This is a genomic window from Pseudomonas lurida (assembly GCF_002563895.1).
GTDB classification, from domain to species: domain Bacteria; phylum Pseudomonadota; class Gammaproteobacteria; order Pseudomonadales; family Pseudomonadaceae; genus Aquipseudomonas; species Aquipseudomonas lurida.
Genome location: NZ_PDJB01000001.1, coordinates 6,075,048 through 6,092,291, shown reverse-complemented (window position 1 = coordinate 6,092,291; position 17,244 = coordinate 6,075,048). Strand labels below are relative to the sequence as shown.

Annotated in this window: 13 protein-coding genes; 9 read left to right on the top strand and 4 right to left on the bottom strand. The window is 61.7% G+C overall.

Features of this window, described 5'->3' with window-relative positions:
- Window positions 1-79 precede the first annotated feature (79 nt).
- The 6 genes from dadA to ATH90_RS27875 all read left to right on the top strand — a co-directional run bounded on the left by dadA (window position 80) and on the right by ATH90_RS27875 (window position 6,176).
- A complete protein-coding gene (dadA, locus tag ATH90_RS27900; protein ID WP_034110261.1) occupies window positions 80-1,381 on the top strand; it encodes a D-amino acid dehydrogenase in 1,302 nt (433 codons plus the stop codon).
- Window positions 1,353-1,706, top strand: coding sequence for a RidA family protein (locus tag ATH90_RS27895; RefSeq protein WP_034110260.1), 354 nt, complete (start codon window positions 1,353-1,355; stop codon window positions 1,704-1,706). Before dadA ends, ATH90_RS27895 begins: the two co-directional genes overlap by 29 nt.
- Window positions 1,707-1,785: 79 nt before the next feature.
- A complete protein-coding gene (gene alr / locus ATH90_RS27890; protein WP_034110258.1) occupies window positions 1,786-2,859 on the top strand; it encodes an alanine racemase in 1,074 nt (357 codons plus the stop codon).
- Between the two features lie 116 nt (window positions 2,860-2,975).
- Window positions 2,976-3,524 (top strand): cupin domain-containing protein, encoded by a 549-nt coding sequence (locus tag ATH90_RS27885; protein ID WP_003176893.1) that lies wholly within the window; start codon window positions 2,976-2,978, stop codon window positions 3,522-3,524.
- Between the two features lie 181 nt (window positions 3,525-3,705).
- Window positions 3,706-4,116, top strand: coding sequence for a c-type cytochrome (locus ATH90_RS27880; protein WP_069078558.1), 411 nt, complete (start codon window positions 3,706-3,708; stop codon window positions 4,114-4,116).
- A gap of 137 nt (window positions 4,117-4,253) precedes the next feature.
- Window positions 4,254-6,176 carry an acetyl-CoA hydrolase/transferase C-terminal domain-containing protein gene (locus ATH90_RS27875; protein ID WP_098467571.1) on the top strand — a complete coding sequence of 641 codons (1,923 nt, stop codon included), beginning with the start codon at window positions 4,254-4,256 and terminating at the stop codon, window positions 6,174-6,176.
- Between the two features lie 148 nt (window positions 6,177-6,324).
- Here the strand turns inward: ATH90_RS27875 and ATH90_RS27870 are convergent, their stop codons facing one another.
- Both ATH90_RS27870 and rep read right to left on the bottom strand, forming a co-directional pair.
- Window positions 6,325-6,897 carry a xanthine phosphoribosyltransferase gene (locus tag ATH90_RS27870; protein WP_010207474.1) on the bottom strand — a complete coding sequence of 191 codons (573 nt, stop codon included), beginning with the start codon at window positions 6,895-6,897 and terminating at the stop codon, window positions 6,325-6,327.
- Window positions 6,898-6,955: 58 nt separating this feature from the next.
- Complete coding sequence (gene rep, locus ATH90_RS27865; RefSeq protein ID WP_034110251.1) at window positions 6,956-8,965, bottom strand: DNA helicase Rep; 2,010 nt, start codon at window positions 8,963-8,965, stop codon at window positions 6,956-6,958.
- Window positions 8,966-9,220: 255 nt separating this feature from the next.
- Here rep and ATH90_RS27860 point away from each other — a divergent pair, with 255 nt between their 5' ends.
- Complete coding sequence (locus tag ATH90_RS27860) at window positions 9,221-10,885, top strand: putative bifunctional diguanylate cyclase/phosphodiesterase (RefSeq protein ID WP_034110249.1); 1,665 nt, start codon at window positions 9,221-9,223, stop codon at window positions 10,883-10,885.
- 63 nt (window positions 10,886-10,948) lie between these two features.
- Here the strand turns inward: ATH90_RS27860 and ATH90_RS27855 are convergent, their stop codons facing one another.
- Window positions 10,949-12,352, bottom strand: coding sequence for a NorM family multidrug efflux MATE transporter (locus ATH90_RS27855; RefSeq protein WP_034110248.1), 1,404 nt, complete (start codon window positions 12,350-12,352; stop codon window positions 10,949-10,951).
- 150 nt (window positions 12,353-12,502) lie between these two features.
- On the opposite strand from ATH90_RS27855, the gene ATH90_RS27850 reads away from it, so the two are divergent.
- Together ATH90_RS27850 and ATH90_RS27845 are read left to right on the top strand one after the other, a co-directional pair.
- Window positions 12,503-13,423, top strand: coding sequence for a LysR substrate-binding domain-containing protein (locus ATH90_RS27850; RefSeq protein WP_034110247.1), 921 nt, complete (start codon window positions 12,503-12,505; stop codon window positions 13,421-13,423).
- Window positions 13,424-13,600: 177 nt separating this feature from the next.
- Window positions 13,601-15,577 (top strand): methyl-accepting chemotaxis protein, encoded by a 1,977-nt coding sequence (locus ATH90_RS27845; protein ID WP_098467570.1) that lies wholly within the window; start codon window positions 13,601-13,603, stop codon window positions 15,575-15,577.
- A gap of 136 nt (window positions 15,578-15,713) precedes the next feature.
- Here ATH90_RS27845 and ATH90_RS27840 read toward each other — a convergent pair whose 3' ends face one another.
- Entirely contained in the window at window positions 15,714-17,210 is a 1,497-nt protein-coding gene (locus ATH90_RS27840; protein WP_034110245.1) for a YifB family Mg chelatase-like AAA ATPase, read from the bottom strand.
- Window positions 17,211-17,244 lie beyond the last annotated feature (34 nt).

Sequence of the window (17,244 nt, the reverse complement as noted above, 5' to 3'; positions counted from 1 at the left end):
GGCAATTGTTTTTTACACTGCGCTCATCATTGCTCGAACAACACACGTCAGCGGCCATGCCCGCGATGAGGATATAAAAATGCGCGTTCTGGTCTTGGGTAGCGGCGTCATTGGTGTGACCAGTGCCTACTATTTGGCTCGGGCCGGCTTTGAAGTCGTCGTGGTCGACCGTCAGCCTGCTGCCGCCATGGAGACCAGTTTCGCCAACGCCGGCCAGGTGTCCCCGGGCTATGCCTCGCCCTGGGCGGCGCCGGGCGTGCCGCTCAAGGCCATCAAGTGGCTGCTGCAACGTCATGCGCCGCTGGCGATCAAGGCCACCGCCGATATCGATCAGTACCTGTGGATGGCGCAGATGCTGCGCAACTGCACCGCCAGCCGCTATGCAGTGAACAAGGAGCGCATGGTGCGCCTGTCCGAGTACAGCCGCGACTGCCTCGACGAACTGCGCGCCGAGACCGGCATTGCCTACGAAGGCCGCAGCCTCGGTACGACGCAACTGTTCCGCACCCAGGCACAGCTTGATGGCGCTGCCAAGGACATCGCCGTGTTGAAGGAGTCTGGCGTGCCGTTCGAGCTGCTCGACCGCGCCGGTATTGCCCGGGTTGAGCCGGCCCTGGCCAGCGTCACCGATATCCTTGCCGGTGCCCTGCGCCTGCCTAACGACCAGACCGGTGACTGCCAGATGTTCACCACTCGCCTGGCCGACATGTGCAAGCAGTTGGGCGTGGAGTTCCGCTTCGAACAAGACATCCAGCGCCTCGACTACGCCGGTGACCGCATCAACGGCGTGTGGATCGATGGCAAGCTGGAAACCGCCGACCGCTACGTGCTGGCCCTGGGCAGCTACTCGCCGAAGTTGCTCAAGCCGCTGGGGATCAAGGCACCGGTGTACCCGCTCAAGGGTTACTCGCTGACCGTGCCGATCACCAACCCGGCGATGGCGCCGACTTCGACCATTCTCGACGAAACCTACAAGGTCGCGATCACGCGTTTCGACAACCGCATCCGCGTTGGCGGTATGGCTGAAATAGCCGGTTTTGACCTGTCGCTGAACCCGCGCCGACGCGAAACCCTGGAGATGATCGTCAACGACCTTTATCCTCAGGGCGGCGATCTGACCGAAGCCAGTTTCTGGACCGGCCTGCGTCCGACCACACCCGACGGCACGCCGATTGTCGGTGCCACCCCGTTCAAGAACCTGTTCCTGAATACGGGCCACGGCACCCTTGGTTGGACCATGGCCTGTGGCTCCGGGCGTTTGCTCGCCGACCTGATGGCGAAGAAAACCCCGCAGATCAGTGCTGAGGGCCTCGATATTTCCCGTTATGGCAACCACCAGGAGTCCGCAAAACATGTCAATCCAGCGCCAGCTCACCAATGAGCGCATGAGCCAGATTGTTGTCCACAGCGGTACCGTGTACCTGGCCGGGCAAGTCGGCGACGACATGAACGCCGGGATTGAGCAGCAAACCCGTGAAACCCTGGCCAATATCGAGCGCTTGCTGGACCTGGCCGGCACCGACAAGACCAAACTGCTGTCGGTGACGATCTACCTGAAAGACATCGACGCGGATTTCGCCGGCATGAACGCGGTGTGGGACAAGTGGCTGCCCAAGGGCGTTGCTCCGGCCCGTGCCACGGTTGAAGCCAAGCTGTGCGAACCGCAGATCCTGGTAGAGCTGTCCGTCGTGGCGGCACTGCCTTAAACAACGATCCCTCTCCCGGTACCGAAGCTGTCGGTCGGTACCGGTTTTTTCTTCACTTGCCGCCTAGAAGCCTGCCGCCATGCGTCCTGCCCGTGCCCTGATCGACCTCCAAGCCCTGCGCCATAACTATCAATTGGCCCGTGAAGTCACGGGGGCCAAGGCCCTCGCCGTGGTCAAGGCCGATGCCTATGGCCATGGCGCCGTGCGTGTGGCCCAGGCGCTGGAAGCCGAGGCGGACGGGTTTGCCGTGGCCTGCATCGAAGAAGCCCTGGAACTGCGTGCCGCCGGGATTCGCGCGCCGGTGCTGCTGCTGGAAGGCTTTTTCGAGGCCGACGAGCTGCCGCTGATCATCGAGCATGATTTCTGGTGCGTGGTGCATTCGCTGTGGCAACTGGAGGCTATCGAGCAGGCCGCCTTGAACACGCCGCTGACCATCTGGCTCAAGCTTGACTCGGGCATGCACCGTGTTGGCCTGCATCCCAAGGATTATCAGGAGGCCTATCAGCGCCTGCTGGCCAGCGGCAAAGTGGCCAAGATCGTGCTGATGAGCCACTTTGCGCGCGCCGATGAACTTGACTGCGTGCGCAGTAATGAACAGGTGGCGGTGTTCGACGCCGCGCGCCAGGGCTTGTCGGCCGAGGTCAGCCTGCGCAACTCACCGTCGGTGATGGGCTGGCCGGAGGTGTCCAGCGATTGGGTGCGCCCCGGCATCATGCTCTACGGCGCTACGCCCTTTGGCGAAGACCAGGCCGTGGCCTCGCGTTTGCAGCCGGTGATGACCCTGGAGTCCAAGGTTATCTGCGTACGTGAACTGCCAGCCGGTGAGCCGGTGGGCTATGGGGCCAAGTTCATCACGCCAAAACCCATGCGGATCGGCGTAGTCGCCATGGGTTATGCCGATGGTTACCCGCGCCACGCACCGACGGGCACACCGGTGCTGGTCGCCGGGCAACGCAGCCAATTGCTGGGTCGCGTGTCCATGGACATGCTGTGCATCGACCTGACGGACGTGCCTCAGGCCGGTCTCGGTTCCACGGTGGAGCTGTGGGGCAAGAACATCCTCGCGAGTGACGTCGCGGTGGCTGCCGAGACCATTCCCTATCAGTTGTTCTGCAACCTGCGCCGCGTGCCAAGGCTCTATTCCGGGGCTTGACCGGCAGGTACGAACGCAAGCGCCCGGGATTTAGGCCCAAGTGTTGTAAATACTGAACGCTGTCGCCATGATAACGCTCAATTACAACAAAGCCTGAATCCTAGGAGGCTCCTGCATTGGACGTCGGCGAACGACTGCAATCCATCCGTAAACTGAAGGGTCTTTCCCAGCGCGAGCTCGCCAAGCGCGCGGGTGTCACCAACAGCACCATTTCGATGATCGAAAAAAACAGTGTCAGCCCCTCGATCAGCTCCTTGCGCAAGGTGCTGGGCGGCATCCCCATGTCGATGGTCGAGTTCTTTTCCGAGGAAATCCTCCAGGAAATACCGACGCAGATCGTCTATAAAGCCAATGAGCTCATCGACATCTCTGACGGCGCCGTCACCATGAAACTGGTAGGCCGCGCACACCCCAGCCGGGCGATTGCGTTCCTCAACGAAATCTACCCACCGGGCGCCGACACGGGCGAAGAAATGCTCACCCACGAAGGCGAGGAAACCGGGATTCTGGTGGAGGGTCGCCTGGAGTTGGTGGTCGGTCTTGAAACTTTTGTGCTCGAAGCTGGCGATAGCTACTACTTTGAAAGCACCAAGCCCCACCGTTTTCGCAACCCGTTCGACGTGCCGGCGCGACTAATCAGCGCAGCCACACCCGCGAACTTTTAACAGAAGAGGCGTCCTGCCAGCGTTGCAGAGACACCCGCAGCAGTATCCGTGAGGCCGAATCTCCCTTTATTTAATAGGGTTGTTTCGGCCGGGCGGGCTAACCGTTATACTTTCGCCGCCTGCGAAACCGTGGCCGCAGGCGTGAATAGCCACCATTGAGGGTGAACGCGTGAACCTAATTATGAAAATGCTGGCTGCACCAGCAACCGTACTGGCCCTATGGGCTGTCAGCGCTCAAGCTGCGACCAATGATGAGATTGCCAAGCGCCTGGAGCCTGTCGGACAGGTTTGCGTCCAGGGCCAGGAATGCAAAGGCATGGAAGTGGCGGTAGCCGCAGGCGGCGGCGCTGCGAAGACGCCGGATGAGATCATCGCCAAGCACTGCAACGCTTGCCATGGCACCGGCCTGCTGGGCGCGCCGAAAATCGGCGACACCGCCGCCTGGAAAGAGCGTGCTGACCACCAGGGCGGCCTCGATGGCATCCTGGCCAAGGCGATTACGGGTATCAATGCCATGCCGCCAAAAGGCACTTGCTCTGACTGCTCGGACGATGACCTGAAAGGGGCCATCAAGAAGATGTCCGGCCTCTAATCAGCCGATCTTCGCCAAAAATGCCGCTTACGAGCGGCTTTTTTGTGCCCGCTATTTACGCCTCAAGGCTATTCTTTGCAGCAAAGACCCGGCAAGCTCGGTCCAACCCCTAATCATGGAATGTTCAGGAGGGTCGGATGGTGCAGTTGTGTTCAATCGAGCAAGCAGTTGACGATGTACTGGAGCGGTTGCCGGCGCATATCCACATGGGCATGCCACTTGGCCTGGGCAAGCCGAACCTGTTCGCTAACGCGCTGTATCGGCGGATCGCCAAGATGCCCGAGCGGGCGCTGACGATCTATACCGCGTTGAGCCTGGGCCGCCCGAAGATGGGCGATGGCTTGCAGAAGCGCTTTCTCGAACCGTTTATCGAGCGAGTGTTTGGCGATTACCCCGAGCTGGACTTCCTCGCCGACCTGCACAAGGACAGCCTGCCGAAAAACATCCACGTGCAGCAGTTCTTCATGCAGCCCGGCAGCCTGCTCCACAGCGAGTCGGCCCAGCAGGACTACGTCAGCAGCAACTACAGCCACGCCGCCCGCGACATCAACGCCGCAGGCCTGAACCTGGTGGCGCAATTGGTCGCCAGCAGCTCCGAACATCCTGATCGGCTGAGCTTGAGTTGCAACCCGGACATTACCCTCGACCTGCTGCCTATGATCGCCAAGCGCCGTGAGGCCGGTGAAACCGTACTGGTCGTGGGCCAGGTTCACAGCGATTTGCCCTACATGCCCGGCGACGCCGAACTGGGCATGGATGCCTTCGATTACCTGATCGATGAAAAAGACAGCACCACGCTGTTCTCAACGCCGAATATGCCGGTGGGTTTCCAGGACCACTTTATCGGCCTGCATGCCAGTACCCTGGTACGCGATGGCGGCACCTTGCAGATCGGCATCGGCTCGATGGGCGATGCACTGACGGCCGCACTGCTGGCGCGCCAGGCGGATAACGAAGCGTACCGACTGTTGCTGACAGACCTCGATGTGTATCAATGGGCGCCCTTGATCAGCCGAGAAGGCGGTGTCGATCCTTTCGCCCGTGGCCTCTACGGTTGCAGCGAAATGTTCGTCAACGGCCTGCTGGTGCTGGCGGACGCGGGGATTATCCGCCGCAAGGTCTACCCGGATGTGGCGACGCAGGAGCGGGCTAACGCCGGCACGCTCGACGATGCTGCGCAGCCCGACGGCATCTCGATCCACGGCGGGTTCTTCCTGGGCCCGAGAAGTTTTTACCAGCGCCTGCAGGAAATGACCCACGCCAAGCGCCTCGAATTCAATATGACCCGCATCAGCTACATCAACGAGCTGTACGGCCAGGAAGCACTCAAGCGCCTGCAGCGCCTGGATGCGCGGTTCATCAACAGCGCGATCATGGTGACCTTGCTGGGGGCGGGCGTGGCGGACCAGCTTGAAGGCGGGGGGGTGCTCAGCGGCGTGGGCGGGCAATACAATTTCGTTGCCCAAGGCCATGCCCTGGAAGGTGCGCGCTCGATCCTGATCTTGCGCAGCTGGCGCGAATCGGCGGGCGAGGTCAGTTCCAACATCGTGTGGGAATACGGCCACTGCACGATTCCTCGGCACCTGCGGGATATTGTCATCACCGAGTACGGCATTGCCGACTTGCGTGGGCAGACCGATGCCAAGGTGATCGAAGCGTTGCTCAATGTCACCGACTCACGCTTCCAGGATGACTTGATCGAGCAGGCGCAAAAGGCGGGCAAGTTGCCCAAGGATTTCAGGCTCGATCCGCGCTTTGCCGACAACACGCCGGAGCGGCTGCAGGCTATTCAAGCGCGCCATCGCCGGCTGTTCCCGGAATATCCGCTGGGCAGCGACTTCACGGATGAGGAGCGGGACTTGCTGCGGGCGCTGAACTGGCTCAAGAGTAAATTCAAGCTCACGGAGATTCTGGAGTTGGGCAAGGCGGCGCTGGATGCGCCGGAGCCGCAGGCGTATACCCAGCATCTTGAGCGGATGCGGTTGGATAACCCGCAGGGTTTGAAAGAAGACCTCTATCAGCGCCTGCTGCTCGCCGGCCTCCAGGCCACCGCGCCCTAAAAACACCCCAAAACCAATGTGGGAGCGGGCTTGCCTGCGATGAGGGCCTGACCGGCGACATCTCTGTCGCCTGACACTCCGCTGTCGCAGGCAAGCTCGCTCCCACCTGTTGGATAGTGCCCGCCCCAAACAATCAGGGTGTTATCGATTACTCGATGAACGTGACCACACCACCGGCGAGGGATTTGACCCGCGCCAGGGATTCCACGCGGTATCCCTGTGCGTCCAGCTCGGCACGCCCGCCCTGGAACGACTTCTCGATGACGATCCCCAAGCCTGCCACGGTTGCGCCGGCCTGCTTGATGATCGAGATCAGCGCCTGGGACGCCTTGCCATTGGCCAGGAAGTCATCGATCACCAGCACGCGGTCGCTGCTGGTCAGGTGACGTGGGGAGATCGCGACAGTGCTTTCGACCTTCTTGGTGAAGGAATACACCGTTGCCGACAGCAGGTTTTCCGTCAAGGTCAGGGATTGCTGCTTGCGTGCGAAGATCACCGGTACGCCCAGGTTCAAGCCGGTCATGATCGCAGGGGCGATGCCCGAGGCCTCGATGGTGACGATCTTGGTGATGCCCGAGTCCTTGAACAATGCGGCGAATTCGTCGCCGATCAGCTTCATCAGTGCCGGGTCGATCTGGTGGTTCAGAAAGGCGTCGACCTTGAGTACCTGGTCGGAAAGCACGATGCCTTCTTCGCGAATTTTCTTATGCAGTGCTTCCACGGAAAGCTTCCTCTAATGGCGCGGTGCGCGCCGAAAGTAGATTAAAAAGTAGTCGATTCTAGCGCTTTAACATCGCGCGTATATCCGCCAAGGCGGTGTTGCCGCGAACGGCCTTCACCTCGGTCGGGGTGTCGTCATTGCCTTCCCAGGCCAGGTCGTCCGGCGGCAGTTCATCCAGGAACCGGCTGGGGGCACAATCGATGATTTCGCCGTATTGCTTGCGCTTGGCGGCGAAGGTGAAGGCCAGGGTCTGGCGCGCGCGGGTAATGCCCACGTAGGCCAGGCGGCGTTCCTCTTCGATGGTGTCGGCTTCAATGCTGGAGCGGTGCGGGAGGATTTCCTCTTCCATACCCATGATGAACACGTAGGGGAATTCCAGGCCCTTGGAGGCATGCAAGGTCATCATCTGCACACCCTCGGCGCCGTCTTCTTCTTCCTGCTGGCGCTCGAGCATGTCGCGCAGCACCAGCTTGCCGATGGCATCTTCGACGGTCATCTCGCCGTCTTCGTCTTTTTCCAGGGTGTTCTTCAGCGCTTCGATCAGGAACCAGACGTTGCTCATGCGGTAGTCCGCAGCCTTGTCGCTGGAGCTGTTGGTACGCAGCCAGTTTTCGTAGTCGATGTCCATGACCATGCTGCGCAGCGCGCTGATGGGGTCTTCGCCGGCGCACTGCTCGCGCACCTTGTCCATGAAGCGCTTGAAGCGCGACAGGCGATCGGTGAAGCGCGAGTCCAGGTGTTCGCCCAGGCCGATTTCATCGGTGGCGGCGTACATCGAGATCTTGCGTTCCGTGGCGTAGTTGCCGAGCTTTTCCAACGTGGTGGAGCCGATTTCGCGGCGCGGTACGTTGATCACGCGCAGGAAGGCGTTGTCGTCGTCCGGGTTCACGATCAGCCGGAAATACGCCATCAGGTCCTTGACTTCCTGGCGCCCGAAAAAGCTGTTGCCGCCCGACAGGCGATACGGCACCTGGTGATGTTGCAATTTCAGCTCGATCAGCTTGGCCTGGTAGTTGCCACGGTACAGGATCGCAAAGTCGCTGTAGGGCCGGTCGGTGCGCAAGTGCAGGCTGAGGATTTCCACGGCCACGCGTTCGGCTTCGGCGTCTTCGTTGCGGCAGCGGATCACGCGGATCTCATCGCCATGGCCCATCTCGCTCCACAGTTGTTTTTCAAACTCGTGGGGGTTGTTCGAGATCAGTACGTTGGCGCACCGCAGGATGCGGCTGGTGGAGCGGTAGTTCTGCTCCAGCATCACCACTTTCAGGGACGGGTAGTCGTCCTTGAGCAGCATCAGGTTTTCCGGACGGGCGCCACGCCAGGCATAGATCGACTGGTCGTCGTCGCCTACCACGGTGAACTGGTTACGCTTGCCGATCAGCATTTTCACCAGCAGGTATTGGCTGGCGTTGGTGTCCTGGTATTCGTCCACCAGCAGGTAGCGCACCTTGTTCTGCCATTTTTCGAGGATGTCGGCGTGTTCCTCGAACAGCTTCACCGGCAGCAGGATCAGGTCGTCGAAGTCCACCGCGTTGAACGCCTTGAGCGTGCGCTGATAGTGGGTGTAGACGATGGCGGCGGTCTGTTCCTTGGGGTTGCGTGCGTTTTCCAGGGCTTGGGCGGGCAGGATCAGGTCGTTTTTCCAGGCGCCGATCATGTTCTTGATCTCATCCACGCCGTCGTCGCCTGCGTATTCCTTTTGCATGATGTCGGTCATCAGCGACTTCACGTCGGCCTCGTCGAAGATCGAGAAGCCCGGCTTGTAGCCCAGCCGCACATGTTCCTTGCGGATGATGTTCAGCCCCAGGTTGTGGAAGGTGCACACCGTGAGGCCACGGCCTTCGCCACCCTTGAGCAGGGTACCGACGCGCTCTTTCATTTCCCGCGCCGCCTTGTTGGTAAACGTCATGGCGACAATGTACTGGGCGCGAATGCCGCAATGCTGGATCAGGTGTGCGATCTTGCGGGTGATCACACTGGTCTTGCCGGAGCCTGCACCGGCGAGCACCAATAGAGGGCCGCCGACGTAGTTCACGGCTTCTTGCTGCCGGGGATTGAGTCGGGACATACGGAATTCAGGGAGTCGTTATTCAAAAGGGCGGGCATTTTAACAGGCTGGCAGGATTCTGCCCTGTCAGAACGACAGTGTGACGTACCACTCGATCTAAATTTGCCGGTTTTGATACTTTGCCGCAGGATGTCGGGGTTGTTTGAGACTAATGTTTACAGTTCGCGTGTTTGATAACCCCTATCATTGGTGATTATCAGGGCGCACGTCATAATGCCCGCCGCCACGAATTTTTGCAGAGTCTAGGGAGCTAGCTTGTCTACGCCTGTCGAACCCTTGCGTTTGCTGCTGCTGGCCGATGAGCCCGCGTGGGCAGCGTTATTGCGCGAGTGCCTGGCGCCGATGGGCGATGGGGCTGTGCTGATCAGTGCGCCAAACTGGGATTCCGTGAGCCGTCTGTTCGATGACGACCACAGCGCGGTGCTGTTGACCACGCCCAGCCTGCAGCCCGGGCCTGGCCGTTGCAGCCTGCCCTGTGTGTTGCTGCTGGAGCAGGAACCCCTGGTTTCGCCCCTTGGCGTCAGCGACTGGCTGGTGCGTGATGTATTGGACGCCGATACATTACGCCGCTGCCTGCGGCATGTCCGCGAGCGTGGCGTGCTGGAAAACACCCTGCAACGCTTGGCCGAACAGGACCCGCTCACCGGTATCGCCAACCGCCAGGGCTTCCAGACCCTGCTGACCGCACGCCTGGCCGAGAATGAAGGCCGTGGCCTGGCCCTCGGTCACCTGGACCTCGATAACTTCCGTCACGCCAACGATGCCCTCGGCCATCAGGCTGGCGATCGGTTGATCCTGCAAGTGGTGTCGCGGCTCAAGAGCCAGCTCGAGGTCGGCGACCAACTGGCGCGCCTGGGCAGCGACGAATTCGCCCTGCTGATCGACACCCGCCGGGCGCCCCAGCGCGCCGAGTGGATGGCCGAGCGCATCACCGAAGTCATGGCCGAACCCTACTGGGTGGATGGCGAAAGCCTGCTGATCGGTTGCAGCCTGGGAGTGGCGCATGCCCGCGCCCGCGCCGGGGCCGACCCGCTGATGTGGCACGCCCATATCGCCATGCAGCAGGCCAAGAGCACCCAGGGCTGCACCTTTCATATCTTCAACGAACGTATCAATCGCAACGCGCGCAGCCTGGCCGACCTGGAAAGCGAGCTGCGCCGCGCCTTGCGGCGTGATGAGCTGGAGTTGCACTACCAGCCGCGCCTGGACCTGGACGACGGGCATATCGTCGGCCTGGAGGCCCTGGTGCGCTGGCGTCATGGCGAGCGTGGCCTGTTGCCGCCGAGTGAATTCGTGCCCCTGGCCGAGCAGAGTGGCCTGATCGTGCCGTTGGGCTACTGGGTGATCTCCCGGGCCCTGCGTGACATGCAGGACCTGCGTGAACGCGGCCTGCCGCCGCTGCACATGGCCGTCAACCTGTCGTTCCGTCAGTTCCAGGACAGCCAGTTGCTCTCGACCCTCAGCCGGCTGATTGCCGAGCGTGGGGTGGAAGCGCAATGGTTGGAGTTCGAACTCACCGAAACGGCCGTGATGCGTCGCAGTGACCTGGTCAAGCAAACCATGGACGCCCTCGGTCGCCTGGGTGTGCGGTTCTCCCTGGATGACTTCGGTACAGGCTTCTCTTCGTTCGTGCACCTCAACAGCCTGCCGATTGCCTTGTTGAAGATCGACAAGAGCTTTGTCGGCGGCATGGAAGAGCGCGAAGAGAACCGCAAGCTGGTGCATGCCATGATCAACCTGGCGCACAACCTCAACCTGGAGGTGGTCGCCGAAGGTGTGGAAACACCGGAGCAACTGGCGCTGTTGCGCTTGTTTGGCTGCGACCAGGCCCAGGGCTATCTGATCAGCAAGCCGTTGCCGTTACCGGAGCTTGTGGAGTACCTGACTTTCGGTAAAGGCCAGCAGGCCTTGCTGGGTTGAGTTGCGAACCCAATCAGCGGTGGGCGCTGGCTTGCCTGCTCCCACACCGACCGCTGACATCCTTCAGTCCGGCTGGGCCGCGTGCAACGTGCTGTAGGTTTCAGGCTCTCGCCGAATCATCCGCTTCATCTTCGCCTCAAACGCCCAGGTCAGGCTGACCGCCGCGCACGCCAGGCCCAGCGCCAGCCCCCACCACACGCCAGTCGGTCCCCAGCCCAGGGTGAAGGCCATCAGCCAGGCCGACGGTGCGCCGATCAACCAGTAGCAGCCCGCGCCGATCAGAAAGGTGGTCTTGGCGTCTTTGAGCCCACGAATGCAGCCCATGGCGATGGTTTGCACGCCGTCGAACAGCTCGAACCACGCGGCGACGGCCAGCAGGCTGACGGCCAGGACGATCACATCGTGGAACGCCGGGTCGTTGTGGTCGATGAGCAGTCCGATCAGCGGATCGGAAAACAGCCACAGCATCGCGGCAAATCCCAACATCACCGCCGCGCCGAATCCTATGCCGACGCGCCCGGCCAGGCGTGCCTGCAGCAGTCGCCCGGCGCCGTAATGCTGGCCGATGCGCATGGTCACCGCATAGGACATCCCCGCGGGCACCATGAACGCCACCGAGACGATCTGCAGTGCGACCTGATGCGCCGCCAACTGTGTGCTGCCCATGGTGCCCATGCACAGCGCCGCAAAGGCAAACAACCCGACTTCCACCGCATAGGTGCCACCAATCGGCAGGCCCAGGCGCCACAACTCGCGCAGATACTGGGTATTGAGCCGCAGCAGGCCGGTGCTCAGCGGGTAGGCAGCATAGGTACGGTTGCGGTGGATATACCACATCAGCGCCAACGCCATGCCGTTGGCGACGACGGCCGTGACCAGGCCGATGCCCATCAGGCCCAGTTTCGGCAGGCCGAACATGCCTTCGATCAATGCATGGTTGAGCAGGTAATTAGCCACTGCACCGCCGAGGCTGATCACCATCACCGGCTTGGCCTGGCCAATCGCGCTGGTGAAGCCGCGAAGGGCCATGAAGCTCAGGAAGCCAGGCAGTGCGAACGGCAGGATCGTCAGGAATTGCCCGGCCGAGTGCACATTGGTTTCGGTCTGGCCGAACATCAGCAGCAGCGGCTTGAGGTTCCACAGCAGCAAGCCTGCCGCCAAGGCCATCAGCCAAGCCAGCCACAGCCCGGCCTGGGTCAGGCGGGTGGCGCCTTCGATATCGCCCGCGCCGTGACGGATGGCCACAAGGGTGCCCACGGCAGCAATTACGCCAATGCAGAAAATCGACACGAACGAATAGCTCGCCGCGCCCAAGCCACCACCGGCCAAGGCTTCGGGGCTAAGGCGGGCCATCATCAGGGTGTCGGTCAGCACCATCAGCATGTGCGCCAACTGTGAGGCAATCAACGGCCCCGACAGCCGCAGAATGGCCCAGAGTTCGGTACGTGCCGGATGCTGCATGATCATCACACTCGAAAAGTCAGAAGGTTGCGCAAGGGTTGATTCTCAGCGCTCCCAGCCCAATGCACAAAGGGATAAAAGCGATTGCTCGCATGAGTAAAACTCATGCTGAATGAATCTGGTACGTTACCGCATTGCCTGTAGGAGTCTTCCCAGATGTCGCGTCGTCTTCCTCCGCTGTATGCCCTCCGTGCGTTTGAGGCGGCATCCCGGCACAACTCCTTCACCCGCGCGGCGGAGGAGTTGTCCATTACTCAAAGTGCGGTGAGCCGACATATCCGCACATTGGAGGAGCATTTCGCCTGTCGCCTGTTCCAGCGCAGCGGCCGCACCCTGCAGCTCACCGAAGCTGCACGCCTGCTGTTGCCCGGTGTGCGCGAAGGTTTCGCCGCCCTGGAGCGGGCCTGCCATACCCTGAATGCCGAAGATGACATCCTGCGCATGAAGGCGCCGTCGACACTGACCATGCGTTGGCTGCTGGCGCGGCTCAGTCGTTTTCGGGCGTTACAGCCGGGCAATGAAGTGCAACTGACCAGCGCCTGGATGAACGTGGACGAGGTGGACTTCAACCAGGAGCCGTTCGACTGTGCGGTGCTGCTGAGTTTTGGGCACTTTCCGGCGGACTGGGAGGCCAGTTATCTATTCCCGGAATTTCTGATTCCGGTTGGCGCCCCCAACCTGTTGGCGGATGGGCCCTGGGATGCCACACGCCTGGCCACCGCCGAATTGCTGCACCCCACGCCCGACCGCCGCGATTGGCGCAATTGGCTGGATCGCATGGGGCTGTCTACCCAGGTGTCGCTCAAGGGCGGGCAGGTATTCGACACCCTCGAATTGGGCATGATCGCCGCCGCGCGGGGCTATGGCGTGTCCATGGGCGACTTGCTGATGGTGGCCGAAGACGTCGCCCAGGGACGGCTGAGCCTGCCTTGGCCAACCGCCGTAGCCAGTGGCGAAAATTACTACTTGGTGTGGCCAAAAACCCGTCCTGGCGGCGAGCGTTTGCGGCGTTTGGCGGAGTTTCTGCAGGCGGAAGTCAAGGCCATGGAATTGCCCCGTGTCGAACGCCTTGATTGAGCGACGGCAAACGGGTCATGCAATCGTTTGCGTGATACCCCTGTGATTCGCTCAAGTATTGCCTCGTCCAGCCGAAGTAGGAGTGTTGGAACCATCGTGCACCAACGTTTCCCACTAGATAATTTGCCGAGCAGCGCTATGAGATCAGGATGATCCTGGCCTCGGCCAGGAGCCTTCATGTCTCAACCTCGCGCCCGGATAGCCTCACAACTAGGCCTCGCACTAGCGGTGATTCTGGCTGTCGTCATCAGCGGCAGTACCGTGTTTGCCTTGCGTTCGCTCGACTCCGCCAACCTCGACACCCGAGAGGAACACCTGGCCAGCGAGGCGCGTTTGCTCGCCGACCAGCTCAACACCTTCCACGGCACCTTGCGCGAAAGTACCCAGCGTTTGAGCGGGTTGTTTGAAAAGCGCTTCGGCGCCGGCTTGAGCATGCGTGCTGACCAGCCTGTGACCGTGGCCGGTGTGCAGACACCCAGCCTGTTCCTGGGCAGCGACGTGTTGAACAACGATTTCAGTGAGGTCGATGAGTTCAAGGACACCTCCGGCGGCGTGGCCACGGTGTTCGTGCGCAGCGGTGAAGACTTCATCCGCATCAGTACATCGCTGACCAAGCAGGACGGCAACCGCGCCATCGGTACCGCCCTGGATCACCAGCATCCGGCGTATCAACGCCTGCTCGCCGGACAGAGTTACGTCGGCCGTGCGGTGCTGTTCGAACGGTCCTACATGACCCAGTACACCCCGGTGCGTGATGCGGCCGGCAAAGTGATTGCGGTGCTGTTTGTCGGCTTCGACTACACCGATGCCCAGAACGCCCAGTTCGAAAACCTCAAGCGCTTCCGTATCGGCAAGACCGGTTCCCTGGCCTTGCTGGATGAGCAGAAACGCTGGCTGGTGCCGCCGGCCGGTGTACAAGCGCTGGATCAGGCGATTGCGGTGATGCTCGACCTGACGAAAACCCCGGGTAAGGGCCGCTTCTGGAGTGACAAGAACGAAGACTTCTACAGCGTCTCGGTGCCTTTTGAAGGCGGACCGTGGTCCGTCGTGGCCAGCCTGCCGAAGGCGGAAATCCGCGAAGTCACCTGGGCCGTGGGTATTCGCCTGGTAATTGGCAGTGTGCTGGCGATGCTGTTCGCGGTGGGCGCGGCGGTGTGGCTACTGCGCAGCAAGTTGCAGCCCCTGAGTGACCTGGTGCGTCAGGCCGAAGCCCTGGGCGCCGGCGACTTGAGCGCACGCCTGAATGTGTCCAGCCATGACGAAATCGGCCAGTTGGCGCGCAGCTTCAACCAGATGGGTGAAGCGCTGTCGACCATGGTCTCGCATATCCGTAGCGCCGCCGAAGAGGTCAACAGCCGCGCCCAGGCGTTGTCTGGTTTGTCCGGTGGGGCCTATGAAGGCATGGAGCAGCAGTCCGGCGAGATTACCAGCATGGCTGGCGCGGTCGAAGAGTTCAGCGCCACCTCGCTGAACATCGCCGACAACATGGGCAACACCGAACGCCTGGCCCAGGAAAACGCCCAGCAAACCCGCATCGGGCGTACCTCCATGCAAGAAGCGTCGTCCTCCCTGGAACACATTGCCACGGCGCTGAACAGCACCGCCACGGTGATCAACACCCTTGGCCAACGCTCCCAGGAAATCGGCGGGATCGTCGGCGTGATCACGTCGATCGCCGAACAGACCAACCTGCTGGCGCTCAATGCCGCCATTGAAGCGGCACGGGCCGGTGAGCAGGGCCGTGGTTTCGCCGTGGTTGCCGACGAAGTGCGCAACCTGGCATCGCGCACTCGCCAGGCCACCGACGAAATCTCCGGGATGATCCAGAGTATCCAACAGGAAACCGGCAACGCCATCAGCACCATGGAGCACGGTAACGTGTTGATGCAGGAAGGTCTGTCGCGCAACGCCGATGTGGCCTCTGCCCTGGCACGTATCGATGAGCAAAGCCGCTCGGCCGGCCAGCAATTTGCTGCGATCACCACGGCCACCCAGGAGCAGAGCAGCACCGCAACCTTGCTCAGCAGCAACCTGCAAAGCATCGCGCTGGCCAACAGCGAGCAGCGTGAGGTGGTGTCGAACCTGGCGATCACTGCCAAGGAACTGGAAACGCTGGCAGCGAGCTTGCGCCATGAAGTTGACCGCTTTCGTTGAAGCCTGATCTGGTCGTCACCACAGGCTAGAGTGGGAGCGGGCTTGCTCGCGAATACGGAGTGTCAGTCAGCACCGGCTTGGCTGCCCCGTCGAATTCGCGAGCAAGCCAGCTCCCACATTTGGTTATGCGCCTGGCTTAAGTGATCGCTGCCGGCCTATATTGCAGGGCCTCCTTCAGATGATCGCGCGTGATGTCGTCCATAAGCTCCAAGTCCGCCAAGGTGCGTGCCACTTTGAGCAGGCGATGGGCCGCGCGCAAAGACAGCGTCAGGCGCTCGCAGGCAGTCTCCAGCCAGCCTTCATCGACCTTCGCCAGCTTGCAATGCTTGCGTAGCCCAGGCAGATCGAGAAAGGCATTTGCACAGCCCTGACGCCGCAGCTGGCGCTCCCGCGCCTCGGCAACGTCAGCCGAAGCCTTTGCAGTGTTGTCGCCAGCCTGTTGGGCCGGATTCAGCGCAGTGGTTTCCCGAGCGACGGTCAGGTGCAGGTCGATCCGGTCCATCAGCGGCCCGGACAGCTTGTTGCGATAGCGTTGAATTTGCTCCGGCGTACAGCGACAACGCCCACTCGGTTCACCCATATAGCCACAGGGGCAGGGGTTCATCGCGGCCACCAGTTGAAAGCGTGCCGGGAAACTCACCCGGTCACGGGCGCGGGAAATCACGATTTGCCCAGACTCCAAGGGTTCTCGCAGTACCTCCAAGACCTTGCGGTCAAACTCCGGTAATTCATCCAGGAACAGCACCCCATGGTGCGCCAGGGTGATTTCGCCCGGTTGCGGCTTCGACCCTCCGCCTACCAGCGCCGGCCCCGATGCCGAATGGTGCGGCTGGCGAAACGGTCGATGGGGCCAGTGGCTCAAGGGCGCCAGGCTCACCACGGATTGAATCGCCGCGACTTCAAGGGCTTCCTGCTCGCTTAGCGGCGGCAACAAGCCGGGCAGGCGACTGGCGAGTAACGTCTTGCCGGTGCCGGGCGGGCCACTGAGCAGCAGGTTATGCGCACCGGCCGCCGCGATCAGTAGCGCACGCTTGGCCGTCAGTTGGCCCTGGACTTCACTCAGGTCCGGGTACGGTTTGTTCAAGTACAGCAAGCCGTCGGATTTGTAAGGCTCAATTGGCACCTGACCATTGAGGTGCGCCACCACCTGCAGCAAGTGATCCACCGCGATCACCTTCAGCCCCGACGCCAGGCACGCCTCCTCGGCATTCGCCCGCGGCACGATGACGGTGCGCCCGGCCTTGCGCGCCGCCAGTGCCGCCGGCAGCACGCCCTTGACCGCACGGACTTCGCCGGACAATGCCAGCTCCCCAAGGCACTCCACGTCATCGAGCATCAGCGCCGGTACCTGCGCACTGGCGGCCAGGATTCCCAGGGCAATCGCCAGGTCAAAACGCCCGCCGTCCTTGGGCAGGTCGGCGGGCGCAAGGTTGAGGGTGATGCGGCGGGCGGGGTATTGCAGGGCGCAGTTCAGAATGGCGCTGCGCACGCGGTCCTTGCTTTCCTTGACCGCTGTTTCTGGCAACCCCACCAGCGTCAGGGACGGCAGACCATTGGCCATGTGCACTTCAACAGTGACAGCGGGGGCTTCGACGCCGATCTGGGCGCGGCTGTGGACGATGGCGAGGGACATGCTCGTTCCTTGAAAAATGGACGCCGCTTCCTGC

Coding starts and splice junctions, on each gene's coding strand:
- dadA (WP_034110261.1), top strand. CDS start 80: ATGCGCGTTCTGGTCTTGGGTAGCGGCGTCATTGGTGTGACCAGTGCC.
- ATH90_RS27895 (WP_034110260.1), top strand. CDS start 1,353: ATGTCAATCCAGCGCCAGCTCACCAATGAGCGCATGAGCCAGATTGTT.
- alr (WP_034110258.1), top strand. CDS start 1,786: ATGCGTCCTGCCCGTGCCCTGATCGACCTCCAAGCCCTGCGCCATAAC.
- ATH90_RS27880 (WP_069078558.1), top strand. CDS start 3,706: ATGAAAATGCTGGCTGCACCAGCAACCGTACTGGCCCTATGGGCTGTC.
- ATH90_RS27875 (WP_098467571.1), top strand. CDS start 4,254: ATGGTGCAGTTGTGTTCAATCGAGCAAGCAGTTGACGATGTACTGGAG.
- rep (WP_034110251.1), bottom strand. CDS start 8,965: ATGTCCCGACTCAATCCCCGGCAGCAAGAAGCCGTGAACTACGTCGGC.
- ATH90_RS27855 (WP_034110248.1), bottom strand. CDS start 12,352: ATGATCATGCAGCATCCGGCACGTACCGAACTCTGGGCCATTCTGCGG.
- ATH90_RS27850 (WP_034110247.1), top strand. CDS start 12,503: ATGTCGCGTCGTCTTCCTCCGCTGTATGCCCTCCGTGCGTTTGAGGCG.
- ATH90_RS27845 (WP_098467570.1), top strand. CDS start 13,601: ATGTCTCAACCTCGCGCCCGGATAGCCTCACAACTAGGCCTCGCACTA.
- ATH90_RS27840 (WP_034110245.1), bottom strand. CDS start 17,210: ATGTCCCTCGCCATCGTCCACAGCCGCGCCCAGATCGGCGTCGAAGCC.